Below are 1,414 nucleotides of genomic sequence, written 5' to 3'. Positions count from 1 at the left end.
TCGCGACGGGCTGCACGCTCGCGCCGCGCTACGAGCGTCCGGCCGCGCCCGTGTCGGGCGCGTTCCCGACCGACGGCGTCTACGCCGCGCAGCCGGGCGCCGCGTCCGGCGCGCGCAGCGCGAACGGCCAGGCGGCCGTCGATGTCGGCTGGCGCGAGTTCTTCGTCGATCCGCGCCTGCAGCGGCTGATCGAGATCGCGCTGAAAAACAACCGCGACCTGCGCGTGTCGGTGCTGAACGTCGAGGCTTCGCGCGCGCAGTATCAGATCACGCGCGCCGGCCTCTTCCCGACGCTCGACGGCACGGGCACGGGCGCGATCCAGCGCTATCCGGCCGGCGTGTCCACCACCGGCGCGCCGCTTATCACGCGGGCGTACAACGTCGGCGTATCCGCGTCGTGGGAGCTCGACCTGTTCGGCCGCGTGCAGAGCCTGAAGGATCAGGCGCTCGCGCAGTACTTCGCGACCGCGCAGGCCCGCAAGGCGGCGGAGATCTCGCTCGTCGCGAGCGTCGCCGACCAGTACCTGACGCTGCTGTCGACCGACGACCTGCTGCAGGTCACGGAGAACACGCTGAAGTCGGCGCGCGCGTCGTACGACCTGACGAAGCTGCAGTTCGACAACGGCACCGGCTCGGAGCTCGATCTGCGGCAGGCGCAGACGGTCGTCGAGACGGCGCTCGCGAACCAGCAGGCACAGGCGCGGGCGCGCACGCAGGCGCTCAACGCGCTCGTGCTGCTGGTTGGCGAGCCGTTGCCCGACGATCTGCCGGCCGGCCTGCCGCTCAACGCGCAGAACCTGCTGACCGACATTCCGGCCGGGCTGCCGTCCGATCTGCTGACGCGCCGGCCGGACATCATGCAGGCGGAAGAAACGCTGCGCGCGGCGAACGCGAACATCGGCGCGGCGCGCGCGGCGTTCTTCCCGAAGATCTCGCTCACGGGCGCGTTCGGCACCGCGAGCCCGACGTTGGGCGGTCTCTTCAAGGCCGGCACGGCGGCGTGGTCGTTCGCGCCGAGCATCGCGCTGCCGATCTTCGAGGGCGGGCAGAACATCGCGAATCTCGATCTCGCGCATGTGCAGAAGCGCATCGAGATCGCGAACTACGAGAAGGCGATCCAGAGCGCGTTCCGCGAAGTGTCGGACGGGCTCGCCGCGCGCGGCACGTACGATCAGCAGATCGCGGCGCTCGAGCGCAACGAGCACGCGCAGCAGCGCCGCTACGATCTGTCGGACTTGCGCTACAAGAACGGCGTCGACAGCTACCTGTCGGTGCTGACCGCGCAGACGGATCTGTACTCGGCGCAGCAGCAGCTCATCAGCGCGCGGCTCGCACGCTGGTCGAATCTCGTCGACCTGTATCGTTCGCTCGGCGGCGGCTGGATCGAGCGCGCGGGCGAGACGCCGCGCCCGGC

1 protein-coding gene is annotated in these 1,414 nt (G+C 70.5%); it reads left to right on the top strand.

What is annotated here, in order from left to right; all coding sequences use genetic code 11:
* Window positions 1-1,414, top strand: a 1,414-nt coding sequence (locus WS62_RS16440) for an efflux transporter outer membrane subunit (protein WP_066572654.1), incomplete at both ends; no start/stop codon positions are given.

The organism is Burkholderia sp. ABCPW 14, assembly GCF_001523835.1.
GTDB classification, from domain to species: Bacteria; Pseudomonadota; Gammaproteobacteria; order Burkholderiales; family Burkholderiaceae; genus Burkholderia; species Burkholderia mayonis.
This window is presented reverse-complemented; position numbering and strand designations above follow the sequence as displayed.